This is a genomic window from Pseudomonas sp. 58(2021), assembly GCF_017491585.1.
Classification (GTDB): Bacteria; Pseudomonadota; Gammaproteobacteria; order Pseudomonadales; family Pseudomonadaceae; genus Aquipseudomonas; species Aquipseudomonas fluorescens_BT.
This window is the reverse complement of the sequence record NZ_JAFGYZ010000010.1, coordinates 149,048-170,236: the sequence shown is the minus strand read 5'-3', so window position 1 is coordinate 170,236 and position 21,189 is coordinate 149,048. Positions and strand designations below refer to the sequence as shown.

At 61.1% G+C, this 21,189-nt stretch carries 15 protein-coding genes; 10 read left to right on the top strand and 5 right to left on the bottom strand.

Annotated features, from left to right (window positions below):
• Positions 1–129 precede the first annotated feature (129 nt).
• Complete coding sequence (locus tag J5M72_RS13995; RefSeq protein ID WP_169430618.1) at positions 130–1,848, bottom strand: hydrogenase maturation protein; 1,719 nt, start codon at positions 1,846–1,848, stop codon at positions 130–132.
• Between the two features lie 298 nt (positions 1,849–2,146).
• Between J5M72_RS13995 and J5M72_RS13990 the strand changes: the two genes are divergently transcribed.
• The 8 genes from J5M72_RS13990 to J5M72_RS13955 all read left to right on the top strand — a co-directional run bounded on the left by J5M72_RS13990 (position 2,147) and on the right by J5M72_RS13955 (position 15,033).
• Positions 2,147–2,653 carry a sigma-70 family RNA polymerase sigma factor gene (locus J5M72_RS13990; RefSeq protein ID WP_169430617.1) on the top strand — a complete coding sequence of 169 codons (507 nt, stop codon included), beginning with the start codon at positions 2,147–2,149 and terminating at the stop codon, positions 2,651–2,653.
• Positions 2,650–3,600: a FecR family protein gene (locus tag J5M72_RS13985; RefSeq protein WP_207865866.1), complete on the top strand. Its 951-nt coding sequence runs from the start codon at positions 2,650–2,652 to the stop codon at positions 3,598–3,600. Before J5M72_RS13990 ends, J5M72_RS13985 begins: the two co-directional genes overlap by 4 nt.
• Before the next feature lie 91 nt (positions 3,601–3,691).
• Positions 3,692–6,610, top strand: a complete 2,919-nt coding sequence (locus tag J5M72_RS13980; protein ID WP_207865864.1) for a TonB-dependent receptor — start codon at positions 3,692–3,694, stop codon at positions 6,608–6,610.
• Between the two features lie 145 nt (positions 6,611–6,755).
• Positions 6,756–9,410 (top strand): TonB-dependent receptor, encoded by a 2,655-nt coding sequence (locus tag J5M72_RS13975; protein ID WP_207865862.1) that lies wholly within the window; start codon positions 6,756–6,758, stop codon positions 9,408–9,410.
• Positions 9,411–9,524: 114 nt separating this feature from the next.
• Positions 9,525–11,375: an extracellular solute-binding protein gene (locus tag J5M72_RS13970; protein ID WP_207865860.1), complete on the top strand. Its 1,851-nt coding sequence runs from the start codon at positions 9,525–9,527 to the stop codon at positions 11,373–11,375.
• Positions 11,362–12,426, top strand: a complete 1,065-nt coding sequence (locus J5M72_RS13965; RefSeq protein WP_207865858.1) for a microcin C ABC transporter permease YejB — start codon at positions 11,362–11,364, stop codon at positions 12,424–12,426. The genes J5M72_RS13970 and J5M72_RS13965 overlap by 14 nt, the downstream gene beginning before the upstream one ends.
• A complete protein-coding gene (locus J5M72_RS13960) occupies positions 12,426–13,448 on the top strand; it encodes an ABC transporter permease (protein ID WP_207865856.1) in 1,023 nt (340 codons plus the stop codon). The genes J5M72_RS13965 and J5M72_RS13960 overlap by 1 nt, the downstream gene beginning before the upstream one ends.
• A 1-nt stretch (position 13,449) precedes the next feature.
• Positions 13,450–15,033, top strand: coding sequence for an ABC transporter ATP-binding protein (locus J5M72_RS13955; RefSeq protein ID WP_207865854.1), 1,584 nt, complete (start codon positions 13,450–13,452; stop codon positions 15,031–15,033).
• A 52-nt stretch (positions 15,034–15,085) separates the two neighbouring features.
• Here the strand turns inward: J5M72_RS13955 and J5M72_RS13950 are convergent, their stop codons facing one another.
• Both J5M72_RS13950 and J5M72_RS13945 read right to left on the bottom strand, forming a co-directional pair.
• Positions 15,086–15,403 carry an SCP2 sterol-binding domain-containing protein gene (locus J5M72_RS13950; protein ID WP_007959502.1) on the bottom strand — a complete coding sequence of 106 codons (318 nt, stop codon included), beginning with the start codon at positions 15,401–15,403 and terminating at the stop codon, positions 15,086–15,088.
• A 48-nt stretch (positions 15,404–15,451) separates the two neighbouring features.
• Positions 15,452–16,162, bottom strand: coding sequence for a histidine phosphatase family protein (locus tag J5M72_RS13945; RefSeq protein ID WP_169430609.1), 711 nt, complete (start codon positions 16,160–16,162; stop codon positions 15,452–15,454).
• A 207-nt stretch (positions 16,163–16,369) separates the two neighbouring features.
• Between J5M72_RS13945 and sohB the strand changes: the two genes are divergently transcribed.
• Positions 16,370–17,392 carry a protease SohB gene (gene sohB / locus J5M72_RS13940; protein ID WP_207865851.1) on the top strand — a complete coding sequence of 341 codons (1,023 nt, stop codon included), beginning with the start codon at positions 16,370–16,372 and terminating at the stop codon, positions 17,390–17,392.
• 55 nt (positions 17,393–17,447) lie between these two features.
• Here sohB and J5M72_RS13935 read toward each other — a convergent pair whose 3' ends face one another.
• Positions 17,448–17,942 (bottom strand): DUF934 domain-containing protein, encoded by a 495-nt coding sequence (locus tag J5M72_RS13935; protein WP_096819964.1) that lies wholly within the window; start codon positions 17,940–17,942, stop codon positions 17,448–17,450.
• The gene (locus tag J5M72_RS13930) at positions 17,926–19,584 is read right to left on the bottom strand and encodes a nitrite/sulfite reductase (RefSeq protein ID WP_169430606.1); all 1,659 of its coding nucleotides are present in this window, start codon (positions 19,582–19,584) and stop codon (positions 17,926–17,928) included. The genes J5M72_RS13935 and J5M72_RS13930 overlap by 17 nt, the downstream gene beginning before the upstream one ends.
• Positions 19,585–20,109: 525 nt before the next feature.
• Here J5M72_RS13930 and J5M72_RS13925 point away from each other — a divergent pair.
• Positions 20,110–21,183 (top strand): ABC transporter substrate-binding protein, encoded by a 1,074-nt coding sequence (locus J5M72_RS13925; protein WP_207865849.1) that lies wholly within the window; start codon positions 20,110–20,112, stop codon positions 21,181–21,183.
• Positions 21,184–21,189 lie beyond the last annotated feature (6 nt).

Genomic DNA, 21,189 nt, shown 5'->3' with positions numbered 1-21,189 from the left:
CCTGAAAGACCGAGTCGATTATGGATTCAAAGCAGATATTCCAAGTCGATGTATCTCGTCAATATCCCCGGATCAGTTCCCTCTCCTGGGGGAGAGGGCTAGGGTGAGGGGAAAAGCAGGCACCGCCGATCAACTGACCAGATCGGTCTCAACCACCCGCGCCCAATCCTCCACCAACCGCGCCGGCGTACAGCAAGTCTTGCGCTTGTACACGAAGTTGCGGCATTTCTCGGCAAACTGATTGCGGTTGTACAGCATGTCTTCCTGCATCTCTTGCAGCTCGCTTTCGCGGCACCGGCGAATCAACTCGTGATCGACCCGCAGCTTGCGCTCACGCACCGCCGCATACGTCGGATCGGTCAGTACCGAATTAGCCCGTTGCAGCAACCACAAACCAAACTCGTCCGGGCAGCGCGGGCCGATTTCCTGGACCATGCCCAGTTGCAACGCTTGAGCAGCGCTGACCGGCAGACAGGCTTGGGTCAATTGTTCGGCCATGGCCGGGCCGACGGCGCGGGGCAGGCTGTAGGTCCAGTATTCCGAGCCGTACAGGCCCATGCTCTTGTAATGCGGGTTGAGCACGATGTCAGCACGGGCGAACACGATGTCAGCCGCCAGGGCGAGCATCACACCGCCCGCGCCGGCATTGCCGGTGACGCCGCTGACCACCAGTTGCCGTGCGCTGAGCAATTCTTCGCACACATCATCGATGGCCTGGATATTGGCCCAGGCTTCGGCACCCGGATCTTCGGCGGCCTGAATCACGTTCAGGTGCACACCGTTGGAGAAGCTGCCGCGTCCGCCCTTGATCAGCAGCACGTGCGTATCGCGGGATTTGGCCCAGCGCAGGGCCTGGACCATGCGTTGGCACTGCTCGGTGCTCATGGCGCCGTTGTAGAACTCCAGGGTCAGCTCGCCGACCTGCCCGGATTCGCGGTAACGGATCGGTTGATACGCCTCATCGCTGAACGGAGCGTTGGCAATCGACCAGTCCAGCACCGGTACGTGCGCCAGTTGCCCGGCCAGCACATGCCGCGCCGGACGCTTGAAGGTTTCCTCGCCCGGTTGCGGTTTGCGTCGCAGCGAGCCGATCCACAGGCTGTGATCACCGGTGGCTACCAGCACGGCGTCGTCGTGTACCGCGAGGATCTCGCCGGGGATGCCGGTGCGTTGATCGAGGTGGGCGTCGTACACGTAATACTGCCCGCCGGCGAGGCTGGCGAGCACGCCGGGCTGGCCGTCCGCCGCGTCGATGCAGCGCTTGATGAAGCGCGAGCAGTCGTGCCAGCTGAAGGTGCGGTCATCCTGTTTCATGTTCGGTTGCAGGCAGCCGCGAACCTTGGGATCGGCGTAATCCAGAGGCATGGGGACAAAGCCGTCGATGAATTTTTCCACCACTTCGCGGATGCAACGGATTGCTGCGTCGCTGACCCGGCCGTTGTACAGCTCGGATTTGCGCAGACCGGCCGGCAGGTTGAATTCGCAGGTGGCCCAGACCGGGCCGGCGTCCATTTCTTCCACCGCTTGCAGGGCGGTCACGCCCCAGGACGGCAGCTCGCGCATGATCGCCCAGTCCAGCGCGCTGGCGCCGCGATCGCCGACGATGCCGGGGTGAATGATTACCACGGGACGCTGCAGGTTGCTCCACAACGCGTGGGGGACACGGTCCTTGAGGAACGGGCAGATCACCAGGTCAGCGCCGCTGTTTTCGATCTGTTCGCACACGGTGGTTTCGTCGGTGAACAGCACCACGCTGGGCGAATGGCCCGCCTGGCGCAGGTCCAGCCAGGCACGTTGGGTCAGACCATTGAACGCCGAAGACAAAAGAATGATGTTGAGTGATCGCATGATTGCTCTTCCTTGAAGGATCAGCCGCAGGCTCCCGGTGAGCCGTCCGTGGCTATCGATGGAGGCGCAAGGTTAGAGAGTGGCGTGGCGCGCGCCACTGATCGAGATCAACGTTGTGTCAGCCAATGTTGCCGGGGCGATAAAACGTCTTATGCTCAATGGTTTGCTTATCCTGTTTTTTTATTACTTCAAATGTCGGCGACGCTATTGCACAGTCGCAACCCTGATCAACGCCGGACGATCCCGGCGTATCCATGGATTTTCGCAGCGGGTGGAGCCCGTTTTCAGGGAGTAAGGCATGGGGAGTCACAACCCGCATTACCAGCTCATCGGGCAAATGTTCCAAAAGGACTACCGATGGTTGTGCGCCGCAGTCAGCCGTACCCTCGGCTGCCCGCACAGTGCACAGGACATTGCTTCGGAAACCTTTCTGCGAGTGCTGGCATTGCCCGATCCGCTGGCCATTCGCGAGCCCCGCGCGCTGTTGACCACGATTGCCCGGCGTCTGGTCTATGAAGGCTGGCGCCGGCAGGATCTGGAGCGTGCCTATCTGCAAAGCCTGGCGCTGGCACCGGAGCCGGTGCATCCGTCGCCCGAGGAACGGGAATTGGTGATCGAAACGCTGCTGGCGGTGGATCGCTTGCTCAACGGCCTGTCGGCCAAGGCCAAGGCGGCGTTTCTCTACCACCAACTCGACGGCCTGACCTACAGCGAAATCGGCGAACGCCTCGGCGTGTCCACCAGCCGCGTGCAGCAATACATGGTCGAGGCGTTCAAGCGTTGCTATCAGGCGATGCAGGCATGAGGCCGGACGAAACATTGATCGATGAAGCGGCGCAATGGATGGCGCTGTTGCAGTCGGGGGACGTCAGCCTTCAGGAACGTGCAGCGTTCGAAGCCTGGCGTGCGGCGGATCCACGGCATCAGCAGATCATCGAGCAGATGGGCGGCGGGCTGAACCTTTTGCGCCATGCGAACCTGCGGGGTTTGCCCCGTGAAAGTGTGCTGCACAGCCTGAATGCTCCCTCCAGCAGTCGTCGCCGATTCATCAGCGGTAGCCTGAGCGTACTCGCCGTCGCGGTGCTGGCCGGTTTGCTCGGGCGACGTTATGGCTGGTTGCCCGAGGCTGGCGAGTTGTCGACGGGTACCGGCGAGCGACGTCAATTCACACTCGAGGACGGCAGCGCCCTGACGCTGAACGCCCGCAGCCGCGTGGTGCCGCGCTTCAACAGTCTCGAGCGTTTGCTGGACCTGCGCAGCGGTGAGCTGCTGATCGATGTGGCGAAAAATCTGACCCGGCCGTTTGTCGTCGAAACCGGGCATGGGCGGATGCGTGCGCTCGGGACGAAATTCCTGGTGCAGCGTGCAGAGGATTCGACGCGGCTGGTGATGCTGCATTCGCAAGTCGAAGTGGTCACTGCCAGCGGTGCGCGGCAGGTGGTGGAGGCGGGCGAGAGTCTGTTGTTCAACGGCCGGGAAATCCTCGCGCTGGAACGCAGCAAGGGGCAGGAAAGTGCCTGGGTTCAGGGCCGACTCGAAGTGCGCGACCGCCCCTTGAGCGAAGTCATCGACAGCCTGCGCCGCTACCGTCGCGGCATCCTGCACCTGAGCCCCGACGTTGCTGGTCTGCACCTCAGCGGTCTCTATTCGCTGGACGACAGCGACCGAACGTTGCAGTTGCTCGAACGCTCGCTGCCGATTCGCGTGACCTGGCACAACCCGTACTGGGTGAGCATCGAAGCACGGTTATAAAACCATAACTTCCCGGTCTATCCGTCCCCCTATAAAAAGCGCCGGCCTGCTGCTCATTCCCTGCAGACGCCTTCAACAGGGAAGCCCTTCGATGTTCTCATTCAAACAACAATCAACCCGCCTGACGCTGGCCGCCGCGCTGGCGATGGGCATCGCTCCTTGCGCCGTTCTGGCGCAAGACGCCGCTCAGGTGTTCACTTTCGATATCGCCCCAGGTGCGCTCGACGAGGTACTGCTGGATATCTCGCGTCAGACCGGCGTGCCGATTTCCTTCAGCCAGAATCTGGTGCAGGGCAAGCGCAGCAGTGCGGTACGGGGTGCGTTGGGTGGCAGGCAGGCAGTTGAAAAGGCGTTATCCGGCAGCGGCCTGCAAGTCGAGCAGGGCACTCAGGGTTTGAGCATTCGTCAGGCCGAGACGCCGAGCGCCGTGCCCGTGAAAGCCGCCGCTGAGGCGCCCGCCAGCAGCGCCGATTACCGCATGGAAAAAGTCACGGTCACCGGCTCGCGGATCGCCCGTGCGCAGAGCGATGGTGCGACGCCGGTCAACGTCATCACCCACGAAGAAATGGAAGCGCGGGGCTACAAGAACGTCTACGACGCGCTCGCCACGCAAACCCAGAACACCGGCATGACCCAGGGCGAAGACTACGGCAACACCTGGCAGCCGGCCGCCAGCGCCCTCAACCTGCGCGGCCTCGGCCCCAACCACACGCTGGTGCTGATCAACGGCCGGCGGGTCGCCGATTACCCGACGCCGTACGATGGCAAGGTCAACTTCACCAACCTGGCGAACATTCCGTCGGCGATCATCGACCGCATTGAAGTGCTCAGCAGCGGCGCCTCGGCGATCTACGGTTCGGACGCGATTGCCGGGGTGGTGAATATCATCCTCAAGGACAAGATGAATGGTGTCGACGTCAACCTCAAGGGCGGCACCAGCGAGCGCGGCGGCGGTGATAACCAGCGCTTGCAGATCAGCGGCGGCGGCAGTTGGGGCGACTTCGATGGCTTGTTCGGGCTTGAGCTGACCAACCGCGACCCGATCTGGGCCGATGATCGCGGCTTCATGCAGAGCGGGCCGCTGGCGGATGTCGGTTACCGTCGCGATCTGACCAACAACCGTTACCTGGGACCGGGCTGCGGCGCGTATCAGGGCACGTTCGACAACAAGCTGTTCAACAGCGCCGGGCGCTGCCGCACCGACCAGATGTACAACGATTACTGGACGATCCAGACGCAAAAGGAAAACTACGACGGCTACACCCGTGGCACCTGGCATTTCAGCGACAGCGGCCAGGTATTCGCCGACCTGATGTACGGCCTCGATCACATCCAGAACAACACACGCGGCCCGAGCTTCACCTCGCCGGATTTCATCAACCAGAACAGCGGCAATCTGGAGCGCTGGTACCGGCGTTTCGGTGAAGAGGAAATCGGCGGGCGTACCAGCAACAACAGCAAGTGGCGCGACACCTCATGGACCGGCACCCTGGGGCTTTCAGACAAAATCGCCGACACCGACTGGCACTATGATCTGGCGGTCAATCGCTCGGAATACAAAAGCGTGCGCACCACACGCTATACGCCGCTGTCGTCGATCCAGGATTTCTACCTCGGACCGCAACTCGGTACCCGTGGCGGCTACCCGGTGTTCGCGCCGGATGCCTCGCGCCTCGACCGGCCACTGACAACCCAGGAGTGGGAGCAGTTTCGCGGCAATCTGACCCAGAGCAGCAAGTCGGTATCCACCAGTTACAACGCCTCGGTCAATGGCGATCTGTTTGACCTGCCGGCTGGCCCGGTGGGATTCGCCGGGGTGCTGGAGGCGGGCAAACAGGAATACCGCATCGACCCGGATGACAGCCTCAACGACGGCAGTTTCTACGGCGTGACCCCGGCACAAAGCTCCGGCGGCTCTCGCAAACGATACGCGGCCGGTGGCGAATTCAGCATTCCGGTCACCGACACGGTGCTGGCGACAGCCGCAGGGCGTTGGGACCAATACAAATTCAGCGGCCGCACCGAACAACAGAAAACCTACAACCTCGGCCTGGAATGGCGGCCGGTGACCAGCCTGCTGGTGCGCGGCAGTTACGGCACCAGTTTCCGCGCCCCGGACCTGAACTACATCTATCAGTCCGACAGCAACGGTTACTACCCGGCGCAGATCGACTATTACGGTTGCAGCCAGGGCGTGGAGGGCGCGTGTGATCGCGGGCGGGTCGATTACACCCAGAGCGGCACGGCGGATCTGCAATCCGAACGCGGCAAATCCTGGACCTACGGCTTCGTCTGGTCGCCGTCGCGCAACTTCGATTTCTCCACTGACTTCTGGCGGGTGGAGATCGATGACCTGCTGACCACCGTCGACGAAAACCGCCTGTTGCAGCAAGAGAACGAATGCCGCAATGGCACCCAGGACATCAACTCGGCCAACTGCCAATCGACTCTCGCTCGTGTCGATCGCAATCCCGGCAATGCCGCCATCGATCCCAATCAGTTGCAGCGGGTACGGGTGAATGCGATCAACGCGGCGAGCGAACGGGTCAGCGGCCTGGACTTCAAGAGCAACATCCGCTGGGGCGCCGGGCAGTACGGTGCGTTCAGTTCGGCGCTGGGCTACACCCTGGTGCTCTCGCATTACTACAAGGAATCGGACGAAGCCCCGACCCAGGACTGGCGCACCTCGCGCACCAACTACGACTGGCGCAGCAAGGTCAACGCCAGCCTGACCTGGGATTACCAGAAGGCCACAGCGACCCTGATGGGCATTCGCTATGGCTCCGTCACCAACGGCGCGGGCGACGGGCGTCTGTCACCATGGACGGTGTTCAACGCCAGTGCGCGCTATCGCTTGAACGAGCGGGCGAGCGTCGGGCTGACCGTGAACAACGTGCTCAATCAGGTCAAGCATGACGACTCCGCAGGCTGGCCGTATTACCCGACCGGCAACTACGACCCGTACGGGCGACAGTGGTGGCTGGATGTGAGTTATCACTTTGGGGGATAAGCGGCCCTCCCTGGCGATTGCATGAAGCCTGTCATCACGCTGCTTTTGGCATAACGTCAGCATTCAACGGTCTAAATCGGGCTCTATAAATCCCCGACACTCGTCGCACATCCCTGCATAAACCAAAACGCAGGGATGGCTGTTCATGATCCATTTTTCACCCGTTAAATCCTCTTTGAGTCTGGCCTTGCTGCTGGCAATCAACACGTTACCGGCCGTGGCTGCAGACAGCACGGCAACCGAGCCGACCACCCAATTGCAGCGGGTCGAAGTCACAGGTACCGCGATCCGCCGGGTCGATGCCGAAACCGCCGTGCCAGTGACCATTCTTCGGGTGGAAGAATTGCAGAAGCAAGGTGTGACGACGACTGAAGAACTGGTCAATCGGATCTCTGCCAACCAGTCTTCCGTAGGTTCCGGGCGCTCGGTGGGGTCGAGCAGTGGCGGCGCGTCTTATGCGGACTTGCGCGGCATTGGCCCGAACAAAACCCTGGTGCTGCTCAACGGGCGACGCCTGAGCAACAACGCGACCAACGCCATCAACGGTTCCGGCGTCGACCTCAACACCATCCCGTTCGCCGCCATCGACCGGGTGGAAGTGCTGCGCGATGGCGCCTCGGCGCTATACGGCACCGATGCGATTGGCGGGGTGATCAACTTCATCACCAAGACCAGCCTCACCGAAGGTCAGATCAGCACCCACTACGACACGCCGACTCATGCCGGCGGCGGTGAAAGCCGCAACTTCAGCGGCAGTTGGGGTTTCGGTGATTTGCAGGACGATCGCTTCAACGTCTTCGGCGTCGTGAGCTACGACAAGCAGCAGCGCCTTGCGGCCGATGATCGCGCCTACACCTACAACTATCAGCCGGGGCGCGGTCTGGATTACACCTCGGGCACAGCGTCGCCCGCCAACTGGAGCCAGGGCAGCAACGCCACCAACCCATTGGCCGGTTCCGGTTGCAATGCGCCGGGGCTGTTGTCGCGCAACGGTATTTGCCGTCAGAGCCTTTGGAACTACCTCGATCTGGTGCCGGAAACCGAGAAGACCTCGGCCTTCGCCAAGGCCACTGGCAAGCTGTCGGACGATCACAACGTCAGCCTCGAATACTTTTGGGCGCGCAACGAAAACCGGACGCAGATCGGCCCTGGCACTTTGATGGGCAATCAGGTCAATCCCGGCACTGCGTTCTATCCGGGTAACGGCATCACGCCAGGGCCGAGTGGTTTCGCCCTCGACCCGACGCAACCGGTGGACGTGAACTGGCGCGAAACGACGGTCGGCGCCCGTCAGCATGAGGATGACAACACCGGTCAGCGCCTGCTGTTGAGCTTCGACGGCACGCTGGTCGGGTGGGATTACAACCTCGGCGCGTCGTACAACCAGAACAAAGTGGTCAACACGATTCGCAGCGGATACGTGAACGACCGTGCGGTCAGCCAGGGGATCGCCAACGGCGTGATCAACCCGTTCGGTCCGCAGACGGCTGCCGGTTCAGCATTGCTGGCGGCCAACGCTGTGGACGGTGATTACGCAACCGCCGTGGGCCGGGTGAAGGCGATTGATGGCCGTGTCAGCCGCGAGATCGGTGACTGGTTTGGCGCCGGTCCTTCGGCGCTGGCGCTGGGTGGCGAGTACCGCAAGGAAGATTTCCATCAGGACTTCGCCGCATTTGCCGGGGATGTGCAGAGCCTTGGCGTCGACCCGAACGGCAGTGTGTCAGGGGATCGCAGCGTCTCGGCACAATATGCCGAGGTCAATGTGCCGGTGTTCGACAGCCTGGAATTGTCCGCCGCCGTGCGACACGACAAGTACAGCGATTTCGGCAGCACCACCAATCCGAAATACTCGTTCCGCTTCCAGCCGTTCAAGGAACTGGTGGTGCGCGGCGCCTACAGCGAAGGCTTTCGTGCGCCGTCGCTGTACGAACTCTACAACCCGAACTTCACCACCTTCACCAACGCCAATTACAACGACCCGCGCCTGTGTGCCGGTGGCAATCCGAGCAACGGCGGGATTGCCAACCGCGACTGCGCCCAGCAGTTCAACCGCACCACGGGCGGCAATACTGACCTTAGCCCGGAAACCGCGCGCAACGTCACCCTCGGTTTTGTTTATCAGCCGTTTGATCGCCTGACCACCGGGCTGGACTTCTGGTGGATCAGCATCGCCAATCAGATCGCCGAATTCCCCGAATCCGCGGTGTTCGAGAACCCGGAACTGTATCCGGAGCGTTTGATCCGCAAGCCTGACGGCTCTATCGATCATGTCGTCACCGGTCTGGCCAACCTCGGCAAGATCAAGACCAACGGCGTCGACGTCAGTTTCGACTATCGCCTGCCGAGCACGTCCTTCGGTGACTTCGGCATCGGTCTGCAAGGGACTTATGTCAGCCGTTATGAGTATCAGCAGCAGCTCAAGGGCGATTTCATCGACAAGCTCGGGGATTTTCGCGGGGGTGACTTCGCGTCGGCCGGCGCGGTGGCCCGCTGGCGTCACAGCCTGACCGGCAGCTGGAGCCATGGCCCGTTCGGCGCGAGCCTGACCAACCGCTACACCAGCGGTTACCACGACTCGGATCGCGAGACTCACGATTACGTCGGTTCGTACAACGTCTGGGACGTGGCCGGCACCTACACCTGGCGCAAGACTCTGGCGGTGACTCTCGGGGTGAAAAACCTGTTCGACCGCGAGCCGCCCTTCAGCAATCAGACCTACACGTTCCAGAGCGGCTACGACCCGAAATATGGCGACCCGTTTGGCCGCACGTTGTACACGCGGGTCAATTACAAGTTCTGAGAGTGACCAGACATGGCCGGTTTTAGTAACCCATCGTTCTAAAACCGGCCCTATAAAAAATGCCGGCCTGTTGCACATCACAGACAGGCAGGCACGCGGTTAAAGGATCTGCCCATGTTTTCCAGACTCACTTTGCTGGGCGTATGTCTTCTGCTGAGCCCGGCGATATTTGCGCAGCCCCAACACGCCCTCACGGTCTACGGCGAAGCGCCGAAATACGCCGCGGATTTCCAGCACCTGGCTTACGCCAACCCCGACGCGCCCAAGGGTGGAACCTTGCGCCGCTCTTCGCTGGAGAGCGGTCCGTTCGATCACCTGATTCCCTACATCGACAAAGGCACAGGTGTCGCGGATATCGACGGCTGGCTGTATGCGCCGCTGGCCTATCGCAGCAAGGACGAGCCTTACAGCGTCTACGGTCTGGTCGCGCAGAGGATGGAGCTGAACGCGGACCGGCGCTGGCTGCGCTTTTACCTCAACCCCAAGGCACGGTTCGAGGACGGCACGCCGATCACTGCCGAAGACGTGCGCTTCACCTTCGAACTGTTCACCACTCAGGGCAGCCTCAAATATCGCCAGCAGTTTCGTGATGTCGACGAGGTGCAGGTCGAGTCGCCGACCCAGGTGCGTTTCATGTTCAAGAACAACGAGAGCCGAACTTTGCCGCTGGATCTGGCGACATTGCCGGTGTTGCCCGAGCATTGGTGGCGTACACGCAATTTCGCTGATGGCGGCGGATTTGAGATTCCGCCGGGCAGCGGGCCGTACAAAGTCAGCGCGGTGGATGCCGGGCGCAGCGTGAAATTCCAGCGGGTCAAGGACTGGTGGGCCTGGGATCTGCCGATCACTCGCGGGCTTTATAACTTCGATCAATTGAGCGTGGAGTTCTTTGCCGACACTGACGTGTCACGACAAGTGCTCAAGGCCGGCGGCTTCGATTACAACCGCGAGTTCTCCGCCACCAGTTACACCATCGGTTATGCCGGCGCAGCGCTGGAGCAGGGCAAGTTGCTGCGCGAACACCTCGCACCCGGTGCTGCGCAAGGCGCCCAGGGGTTTGTGTTCAATCTGCAAAAACCGATGTTTCAGGATCGCCGGGTGCGGCAGGCAATTGCCATGCTCTGGGATTTCGAATGGAGCAACCGGCAGATGATGCGCAGCCTGTACCTGCGCCAGCGCAGTTACTTTTCCCATAGCGCGTTGTCGGCCACCGAGCTGCCGGATGCCGAAGAACTGAAAATCCTCGAACCGTGGCGCGGCAAGATCCCCGATGAGGTGTTCAGCCAGGTGTTCGAAGCGCCGCGCACTGATGGCAGTGGCAACATCCGTGCGCAACAGTTGCAGGCGCTGAAATTGCTGGAGGCCGCCGGCTGGAAACCCCGTGGCGATCAATTGGTGAATGCCGCCGGCGAACCGCTGCAATTCACCTTTCTCAACGGCCAGAAAGGATTCGAACGCCTGCTGCTGCCGTTCAAGCGCAACCTGGCGCAGATCGGCATCGGCTTCGATATCCGTCAGGTCGACACCGCGCAATACACCAACCGCGTGCGCAGCCGCGATTACGACATGATCGTGGTCGGTTACCCGGTCAGTCAGGCGCCGGGGCGCGAGCTGTTCAACTATTTCGGCTCCGACGGTGCCGATGATCCGGGCTCCAACAACTACATGGTGCTGCGCGACCCGGCGGTGGATGCGCTGCTCGAAGGCGTGGTGCAGGCCGACAGTCGCGAAAGTCTTCTGCGCCACGCCCATGCCCTGGATCGGGTACTGCAGTGGGGCTATTACTGGATTCCCAATTACTACCCTCCGGGCATTTCCACGGTGTGGTGGAACCGTTTCGGTCGCCCGGCAATTGCGCCGCTGTACGACGCCGGACTCGACACCTGGTGGGAAATCAGCCCGACCGCGCTGACCTCGACGCAGATGCAGCAACAGCAAAAGGAGTACGCACATGTGGGGTTATAGCCTGCGACGACTGCTGCTGATCGTGCCGACCCTGCTGGCGATTCTGCTGGTGAACTTCGTGATCGTGCAGGCCGCACCCGGTGGCCCGGTCGAGCAGGCCATCGCTCGATTGCAGGGGATTGGTGTCGGTGCCGCGGTGGGTGCCAGTCATGTCGAAAGCATTGGCGGCGAGTCCCGCGCGACCCGTGGCCTGGACCCGAAACTGGTGGCCGAGATCGAGCGCCAGTACGGGTTCGACAAAGGTGCCGGTGAGCGTCTGTGGCTGATGCTCAAGAGCTACGCGCAACTGGACTTCGGCAAGAGTTTTTTTCGAGGCGCGTCGGTGACCGAACTGATCTGGCAGAAGCTGCCGGTGACCCTGTCGCTGGGTTTGTGGGCGACGCTGATCACTTATCTGGTGTCGATTCCGCTGGGCATCCGCAAGGCGGTGCACAACGGCTCGGCGTTCGATGTCTGGAGCAGCGCGGCGATCATCATCGGCTATGCGATGCCGGGGTTTCTGTTTGCGCTGCTGCTGATCGTGGTGTTTGCCGGCGGTACGGCGCTGGACTGGTTTCCGGTGCGCGGGCTGGTCTCGGACAACTTCGCCGAGCTGTCGCTGTGGGGCAAGGTGGCGGACTACTTCTGGCATCTGGTGCTGCCAGTCAGCGCGCTGGTAATCGGCGGATTCGCGACGCTGACGATCCTGACCAAAAACAGTTTTCTCAACGAGATCTCGCGGCTGTACGTGGTCACCGCCCGGGCCAAGGGCCTGAGTGAGCGGCAGGTGCTGTACGGGCATGTGTTTCGCAACGCGATGCTGTTGGTGGTGGCTGGATTGCCTCAGGCATTGGTCACGGTGTTTTTCGGTGGTTCGCTCTTGATCGAAGTGATTTTCTCCCTCGACGGCCTCGGCCGCCTGAGTTACGAAGCAGCGGTGTCGCGGGATTACCCGGTGGTGTTCGGTTCGCTGTTCATCTTCACTCTGTTCGGGCTCTTGATAAAACTGCTGGGCGACCTGTGTTACACGCTGGTCGATCCGCGTATCGACTTTTCCGCGAGGGCAGCCTGATGCTGACACTTTCTCCCATCGGGCAGCGCCGCTGGGCGCGGTTCAAGGCTCATCGGCGCGGCTGGTGGTCGTTGTGGCTGTTTCTCGCACTGTTCGGCCTGAGCCTGGGCGGCGAGCTGGTCGCCAACGACAAACCGTTGCTGGTGACGTATCAGGGCGAGTGGTATTTCCCGGCGTTCAAGCGCTACACCGAGCAGGATTTCGGCGGCGAGCTGCCGTTCCAGCCCGACTACCGCAGTACCCAGGTGCGTGAACTGATCGAGGGGCAGGGCGGACGGATGTGGTTTGCGCCGATCCCGTTCGGTTTCGACACGGTCAATTACGACCTGACCGAACCGGCACCGAGCCCGCCTTCCGGCGAAAACTGGCTGGGCACCGACGATCAGGCGCGGGATGTGCTGGCACGGGTGATCTTTGGTACGCGGGTTTCGTTGCTGTTTGCCTTGTCATTGACCGCCGCGAGTGCGCTGATCGGTATCGCAGCCGGTGCCCTGCAAGGTTATTACGGCGCCTGGGTCGATCTGATCGGGCAGCGTTTGCTGGAGGTCTGGTCGGGGCTGCCGGTGTTGTATCTGCTGATCATTCTGTCCGGATTCGTCGAGCCGAATTTCTGGTGGCTGCTGGGGATCATGGCGCTGTTTTCCTGGCTGAGCCTGGTGGACGTGGTGCGCGCCGAGTTCCTGCGCAGCCGGGGCCTGGAGTACGTGAAGGCAGCGCGGGCGCTGGGCGTCGGCGATGCACAGGTGATCGTGCGACACATTCTACCCAATGCCATGAGTGCGACGTTGACGTACCTGCCGTTCATTCTGACCGGGGCAATTGCCACGTTGTCGGCGCTGGACTTTCTCGGCTTCGGCATGCCCGCCGGCAGTGCTTCGCTGGGCGAACTGATCGGCCAGGGCAAGACCAATCTGCAAGCGCCGTGGCTGGGCCTGACGGCATTCTTTGCGCTCGCGCTGATTCTTTCATTGCTCGTCTTCATCGGCGAAGCCTGCCGTGATGCCTTCGACCCCAGGACTTGATATGCGTGAACATTTGATCGAAATACGCGACCTGCGGGTCGCCTTCAAAGGCCAGGAAGTGGTGCACGGTATCGATCTCGACATTCGTCCGGGTGAATGCCTGGCGCTGGTGGGCGAGTCCGGTTCCGGCAAGTCGGTGACGGCCCACAGCATTCTGCAACTGCTGGACCCGAACATCACGCAGATCGACGGCAGCATTCGTTATGGCGGTGAAGAGTTGCTGGGTGTGCACGAGCGTTATTTGCGGCAACTGCGCGGCAACCGCATCGCGATGATTTTTCAGGAGCCGATGAGTTCGCTCAACCCGTTGCACAGCATCGAGCGGCAACTCGGCGAAAGCCTGGCGCTGCACAAAGGCCTGGCGGGCGCGGCGGCGCGCAAACGGATTCTGGAACTGTTGGAACTGGTCGGCATTCAACGTCCGCGCGAACGGCTGAAGGCGTATCCGCATCAGCTCTCCGGCGGGCAGCGGCAGCGGGTGATGATCGCCATGGCGCTGGCGTGCGAACCGCAATTGCTGATCGCCGATGAGCCGACCACAGCCCTCGATGTCACGGTGCAACGCAAGATTCTGTTGCTGCTCAAGGAACTGCAACAGCGGTTGGGCATGGCACTGCTGATCATCAGTCACGACCTGAATCTGGTGCGCACCATCGCCCAGCGAGTGGCGGTGATGCGCGCGGGCGAAATCGTCGAACAGGCAAGCTGCGAGCAATTGTTCCGCGCACCGCAGCATCCCTACAGCATCGAGTTGCTTAATGCCGAACCTGGTGGCGCGGCACTGTGCCGTGATGCCGCGGAGGATTTGCTTGAGGTTCGCAATCTGAATGTGCGTTTTCCACTGGGTGGCGGATGGCTGCGGGCCAAGGCGTATCTGCACGCGGTCAATGGCATCAACCTGAACCTGCAGCGGGGCAAGACGCTGGGCATTGTCGGTGAGTCCGGTTCGGGCAAGTCCACGCTGGGTCAGGCGATTCTGCGGCTGATCGACGCCCAGGGCAGCATCCGCTTCGCAGGCGAGGCGCTGGAGGGTTTGAGCGGCAAACAATTGCGGCCGTTGCGCAAGCGTCTGCAAGTGGTGTTTCAGGACCCGTTCGGCAGCCTCAGTCCGCGTTTGTGCGTGGAGCAGATCATCGCCGAGGGCTTGCAGGTGCACAGTGACTTGAACGTGCGGGAGCGTGAACAGGCCGTGATCGATGTCTTGCGCGACGTGGGCCTCGATCCGGCGACACGCCATCGCTATCCCCACGAGTTTTCCGGCGGGCAGCGGCAACGCATCGCTATCGCCCGGGCGCTGGTACTCAAGCCGGATCTGATCCTGCTGGATGAGCCGACCTCGGCGCTGGATCGCACGGTGCAGAAACAGATCGTCGCACTGTTGCGGCGATTGCAGGAGGAGCACGGCCTGACCTATCTGTTCATCAGTCATGACCTGGCGGTGGTGCGGGCACTGGCCCACGATCTGATCGTGATGAAGGACGGCGAGGTGGTGGAGCGAGGGGAAACGGACAAGTTGTTCTGCTCGGCGCGGCATCCGTATACACAGGAGTTGCTGGCAGCGTCGTTTGCCGGTTCGAGTGCCTGAAACGACAAATCCCGCCACAGGGGCGGGATTTGTTCGCAGTCTGGCTGCCGACTTACGCCGGGAACAGCTCGGACAGTTTCATCGACAGCATCATGTCGCCTTCAACGCGCAGCTTGCCGCCCATGAAGGCCTGCATGCCGTCGGTTTCACCGCTGACGATGCCTTTGAGGGTTTCGCTGTCCAGCACCAGCGTGCAGTTGGCGTCCGGGTTTTCGCCTTCCTGGATGTCGCAGGTGCCGTCTTTGACGATCAGGGCGTATTGCTTGTCTTCGTCAGTGATGTTGAAACCGAAGACCAGATCCAGACCGGCAGCGGCGGCTGGGTTGAACTTGGCTTGCATTGCTTTTACGGCATCAGCTACGGAGGTCATGGTTCGATCCTTTTTGGTTGATTGCAGCAGGGTCACAGTAATCCGGACTCAGCGAAACGTGATGAGTTCCGGGGCCTTCAGCAGTTGCAGATGTGCATGACTGTTGAAGGAAGCCAGCGCCACCTCGCGACCGCGAAACTTCAGCTGGTTGAGCGAGGTGTTGACGATTTGCCAGTTCAGTTCAAAGGCCTGTCGCGCAGGTATTTGAGTGATGAGGTGGAGCAGGGCGGTGATTGTGCCGCCGGAAGTGAACACCGCGATTTTCTGGGTGTTGTCGGCTTGTTCGAGTATTCGGTGCAGACCGGCCTGGACCCGCTCGACGAAACCCAGCCAGCTTTCCAGGCCGGGTGTGTCGTAGGTGCCGGCGAGCCAGCGCTCGATGATCAGGGCGAAGATGCGCTGGAATTCGCCACGGTTCTGTGCGGCGTTGCGCAGAATCTCCAGTGCTTCGGGTTCTTCGGGCAGCATGGCCGGCAGCAGGGCGCGGATCACGGCGTCGGCGTCGAATTCGTTGAAGGCTGAATCGATTTCCAGAACCGGAACCGGCAGGCCGACAGCCGCGAACTGTTCCAGCGCGCTGTTGGCCGTGTGCTGCTGACGACGCAGATCGCCCGACAGGCAGCGGTCGAAGCTGATTCCGAGTTCGGCCAGGTGACGGCCGAGGATTTCTGCCTGGCGAACACCGGTCGGCGACAGGACGTCATAGTCGTCTGCACCAAAGGAGGCCTGGCCATGTCGAATCAAGTAGATGCTGCCCACGTCCGCGTCATCCCGGTACGTTGAAGGTTGTGGCGAGGTTATGGGGATGATGGTGAGCTGTCAATGAAAAAACATACGCTTGTTTGAAATGCCCGTTCCAGCCTTGTTGCCAGAGGTTTCACGGCTGGCCGACCGGCCGGTGCATGGGTATGCTGGAGCCAATTCCCGCGTGTGTTTCACGACCGCGCATCGTTTGAAGGAGTCACTGTGGAGTTTTTGACTGAATACGCCAGTTTCCTGGCCAAGACCGTCACACTGGTCATCGCCATTTTGGTGGTGCTGGCGAGTTTTGCAGCGTTGCGCAGCAAGGGCCGGCGCAAAGCCGCGGGCCAGTTGCAGGTCAGCAAGCTCAACGATTTCTATAAAGGCTTGCGTGAACGCCTGGAGCAAAGCCTGCTCGACAAGGATCAGCTCAAGGCCCTGCGCAAGGGCGAGGCCAAATCCGAGAAGAAACAGAAGAAGAATCCCGAAAGCAAATCCCGGGTGTTCGTGCTGGATTTCGACGGTGACATCAAGGCGTCCGCCACCGAGAGCCTGCGCCATGAAATCACCGCGTTGCTGACGCTTGCCACACCCAACGACGAAGTGGTCCTGCGTCTGGAAAGCGGTGGCGGTATGGTGCACAGCTACGGCCTGGCGTCGTCGCAACTGGCGCGTATCCGTGAAGCCGGCGTGCCGTTGACCGTGTGCATCGACAAGGTGGCGGCCAGCGGCGGCTACATGATGGCGTGCATTGGCGAGAAGATCATCAGCGCACCGTTCGCCATTCTTGGTTCCATCGGCGTGGTTGCGCAGTTGCCGAATGTCAATCGCCTGCTGAAAAAGCATGATATCGATTTTGAAGTGCTGACAGCCGGCGAATACAAACGCACCCTGACCGTGTTTGGCGAAAACACCGAGAAGGGCCGGGAGAAATTCCAGGAAGACCTGGACATCACCCATCAGTTGTTCAAGAACTTCGTTGCCCGTTATCGCCCGCAGCTGGCGATCGACGAAGTCGCCACCGGTGAAGTCTGGCTCGGCCTCGCGGCGCTGGACAAGCAACTTGTGGACGAGCTCAAGACCAGTGACGAGTACCTGGCGGACCGGGCGAAAAAGTCCGAGGTCTATCACCTGCACTACGCCGAGCGCAAAAGCCTGCAGGAGCGCATCGGCATGGCGGCCAGCGGTTCGCTGGATCGTGTGCTGTTGAACTGGTGGAGCCGGCTGACCCAGCAACGGTTCTGGTAAAGCGGGCATAAAAAACGCCGGTCGAATGACCGGCGTTTTTTTATGCCCCGGGGATTTACCGGCGACGGAACAGCGGCAGCGGTTCGTCAGTGGCGGCCTGATAGGTCACCGAGAAGTCCTTGAGGCTTTCAAGGGCGTCGTACGGGTCTTTGTCCGCGCGCAGGGCGAAGGCGTCGAAACCGCAGCGGCGCATGTAGAACAACTGGTCGCGCAGCACGTCGCCAATCGCTCGCAGTTCGCCTTTGAAACCGTAACGGTCGCGCAGCAGGCGGGCGTTGGAGTAGTTGCGGCCATCGGTGAACGCCGGGAAGTTCAGGGCAATGACCTGGAACTCATTCACGTCGTCACCGATTTCCTCGGCTTCTTCGTCGGCGTCCAGCCACACACCCAGACCACCGTCGCGGGCCTTGAGCATGCGGCTGTGTTCACGCCACAGCTGCAGCGGGACGATCAGGTCGTCGCAGTTGCTGATCTCGTCGATGTTGAAATCCTTGGGCAGCAGGTGCCAGGTTTCGTCGACGACCTCGTTGTTCTTAATGATTCGCTGCATAGACGCGTTCCTTGAAGAGGTCGATGCCAATACGCTGGTAGGTGTCGATGAAGCGCTCGTCTTCGGTGCGCTGTTCCACGTACACGTCGATCAGTTTGGAGATCACGTCCGGCATGTCTTCCTGGGCGAAAGACGGGCCGAGGATCTTGCCCAGGCTCGCATCACGGCTGGCGCTGCCGCCGAGGGAGACCTGATAGAACTCTTCACCTTTCTTGTCCACCCCGAGGATACCGATGTGGCCGACGTGGTGGTGACCGCAGGCGTTCATGCAGCCGGAGATGTTCAGGTCCAGTTCACCGATGTCGAACAGGTAGTCCAGATCGTCGAAACGGCGCTGGATCGATTCGGCGATCGGGATCGACTTGGCGTTGGCCAGGGAGCAGAAATCACCGCCAGGGCAGCAGATGATGTCGGTCAGCAGGCCGATGTTCGGCGTGGCGAAACCGCCTTCACGCAACTCGCCCCACAGGGTGAACAGCTGGCTCTGCTCGACATCGGCCAGAATGATGTTCTGCTCGTGGGAGGTGCGCAGTTGACCGAAGCTGTAGCGGTCCGCCAGATCGGCGACGGCATCGAGCTGCTTGTCGGTGATGTCGCCCGGTGCAACGCCGGTCGGCTTCAGGGACAGGGTCACGGCCACATAGCCCGGCTTCTTGTGGGCCAGGGTGTTGCGGGTGCGCCAGCGGGCGAAGCCCGGGTGTTCCTTGTCGAGGGCGGCCAGTTCGGCGTCATGATTGCTCAGCGCCTTGTAGTCCGGGTCGACGAAGTGCTTGGCGACGCGATGAACTTCGGCCTCGGTCAGCGTGGTCTGGCCGCCGCGCAGGTGTTCCATCTCGGCATCGACTTTCTGCGCGAAGACTTCTGGAGTCAGCGCTTTTACGAGGATTTTGATCCGCGCCTTGTATTTGTTGTCGCGACGGCCGTAGCGGTTGTAGACCCGCAGGATCGCGTCGAGGTAGCTCAACAGGTCCTGCCATGGCAGGAACTCGTTGATGAACGCGCCAACGACCGGAGTACGGCCCAGACCGCCACCGACCAGAACGCGGAAGCCCAGCTCGCCAGCGGCGTTGTGCACCGGTTCAAGTCCGATGTCGTGGACTTCGATGGCCGCACGGTCGGAGGTCGAGCCGTTGACGGCGATCTTGAATTTGCGCGGCAGGTAGGCGAATTCCGGGTGGAACGTGGTCCACTGACGAACGATTTCGCACCATGGCCGCGGGTCGATCAACTCATCGAACGCCACACCTGCGAACTGGTCGGTGGTGACGTTGCGCAGGCAGTTACCGCTGGTCTGGATCGCGTGCATCTGCACGGTGGCCAGTTCCGCAAGGATGTCCGGGATGTCTTCGACTGCCGGCCAGTTGAACTGCACGTTCTGGCGGGTACTGATGTGGGCGTAGCCCTTGTCGTAGTCGCGGGCAATCTTCGCCATCATGCGCACCTGACGCGAGGTCAGTTGGCCGTAAGGCACCGCCACCCGCAGCATCGGCGCGAAACGCTGGATGTAAAGGCCATTTTGCAGGCGCAGGGGGCGGAATTCTTCTTCGCTCAGCTCACCTGCCAGATAGCGTCGGGTCTGATCACGGAACTGCTTGACGCGGTCCTCGATGATCCGCTGATCGTACTCGTCGTATACGTACATATAAGTCCTGTTCTCAGGCTTTGGGCTACTCGGAAAACGCTGCGTTTTCGCTTGCTGGAGTCCGATGGTGCCTCGGCAATTACGCGCGCACGGCCGCGCACTCCTTAATGGAGCCGGGGCAATATACCCGTTTGCAGTTATGCGCAAAAGTGATGTTTGAGTATATGTAAAGAACCAAATCGCCTAACAGGAACGAGTGTCAACTAACCCACATTTGTCGTGCGGACAATCATCGTCTTAACTGTGGTCGAGTCTTTCTGCAATCACCGATAAAACCGACAAGAGGCGATGCAATGAGCAATCCAACCAAGGCAAGGAAAAGCGATAGCAGTGTCGATGCGTGGGCCATTCTGTTCCTGATCATTCTGGTCGTGGGCACAGCGGTGTTTTGGGTCAGTCATCAATAAAACGACCCCTCCGGGCCTGTTTCCGACGATTGTCGGACAAAAAACGGGATCAGGCGCTAATGGCCGGCGATTGAATGGCTATAATGCGCGGCCATTTTTTCCGGGGCCCGGATGCTTCATGTTCAAGTTTCTCCACATCAGTCTGCTGTTGCTGAGCCTGGCCTTCGGGACCGGCGCGCGGGCGGAATCTGTGTTGTTTTTGAATCCGGGCTCCACCCATGAAGCGTTCTGGGTCAGCTATTCGCAATTCATGCAGGCTGCCGCCCGGGATCTGGGAGTCGACCTGCGCATTCTCTATTCAGAGCGCCAGCCCGAGCTGACCCTGGCCCAGGCGCGGACAGCCCTGCAGGGGCCCGATCGCCCCGATTACCTGATGTTCGCCAATGAGCAATACATCGCGCCACAGATCCTGCGCATGGCCAACCATAGCGGAGTGAAGCTGTTTATCGTCAATACCTCGCTGACCCCCAATCAGCAAGCGCTGGTCGGGGACCGGGCCGACCGGATCGGCAGCCTCGTGCCCAATGACGAGGAGGGCGGTTATCTGTTGATGAAGGAGTTGATTCGTCTGCATCCACCTGTCGCCCCCGGCAGCAGCATCGAATTGCTGGCGTTCTCCGGCCTGAAGATCACCCCCTCATCACAGTTGCGCGAGAAAGGCATGCAACGGGCGCTGGCCGAGCACCCTGAAGTCCGTTTGCGGCAACTGGTCTACGGCGGCTGGACGCAGCAACGGGCCTATGAGCAGGCCCGTCAGTTGCTCGTTCGTTACCCCGGGATCTCATTGGTGTGGGCCGCCAACGACGAAATGGCCTTCGGTGCGATGCGAGCGGTCTCAGAAATCGGGAAAGTGCCTGGCAAAGACGTTCTGTTCAGCGCGGTCAATACGTCGCACGCAGCGTTGCAGGCCTTGGTCGACGGGCGTTTGAGCGCCTTGCTCGGCGGCCATTTCACTCTCGGTGGCTGGGCGTTGGTAGAGGTGCACGATCATGCGCAGGGTGTCGACTTGAACCAGTACGGTGGTCGCGACCGGCAGATTCCCTTGTTGCAATTGATCGACAAGGATCATGCCCGCCGAATGCTGGCCATGGGCGCGTTGCCGGACTACGGCGTGCACTTTCGCAAGCTCTCGGCGAAGGGCCGCCCGGCCTCGTACCGCTACCCGTTCGATTTTCAAACCCTGATGCACTGAGCCCGG